We start from the raw sequence: 734 nt of genomic DNA, 5'->3' as shown, positions 1-734 counted from the left end.
GGGGCGCGGTTTTCGCGAAAACCCGGCGAACGCCGGGGGCGGAACCTGCGCGCGGCACGCGGTGCCGGGCGGTTCGGCTGCACCTGCGGGTGGTGCGCGCGGCGCGCATTGCGCGACAGGGCATCAAGGCATGTGCCGCGCGACGGGTGGCCGAACCCATCTCAGATAAGTCAAATACTTGCGGTTGGCAATGCGCGCACCTTTAATTCACATGCATTGCTCCGGAATGACAGGAAATCGTGACGCAGATGCGCGCGGTGGACAATGCCGGTGCGGGGTGCTGGCGGCGGCGCGATGGGCGCACGGCATGCAAAACGGACGGGCGGCGGATTCGGACATGACGTGTCGATGCCGCCGCCCGCAAGGATGCACGGAAAGGACGATGCGGATGGGGGCCGAACTAGGTGCGCGGCACGCCCACCACGTCCAGCCAGTGCAGCACGCGCACATCGGGGGGCGCGGTTGCCGCCAGTTGCAGGGTGCAGCCGCTGCATCCCGTAAGCACGGTGATGCCCGGCTGCCGTGTTGCATTGGTCGTTGCGGCAGGTGTGGAGGCGGCGGATGTGGTGGAAGCCGCATCCGGCGAGGAGGGCGCGCATGACGAGGATGGCGCGGGAGTGAACGTGGCGGCGCGTTCCGGCAGCAGCGCGTTCCAGCAGGCATCGGCCACGGTGCGCGACAGGTCGGGCGCGGCCAGTTGCAGCACGCCGCCCATGCCGCAGCAGTTCACCCCG

Annotated in this window: 1 pseudogene; it reads right to left on the bottom strand. The window is 69.1% G+C overall.

From position 1 onward, the window contains the following. Positions 1–400: 400 nt before the first annotated feature. Positions 401–734: pseudogene (locus FVW27_RS18050) on the bottom strand ((Fe-S)-binding protein); the annotation flags it as partial.

This window comes from Nitratidesulfovibrio liaohensis, from assembly GCF_011682075.1.
In the GTDB taxonomy this organism is placed as follows: domain Bacteria; phylum Desulfobacterota; class Desulfovibrionia; order Desulfovibrionales; family Desulfovibrionaceae; genus Cupidesulfovibrio; species Cupidesulfovibrio liaohensis.
Note: the sequence above shows the minus strand (reverse complement) of the source record. Positions and strands in the feature narration are given on the sequence as shown.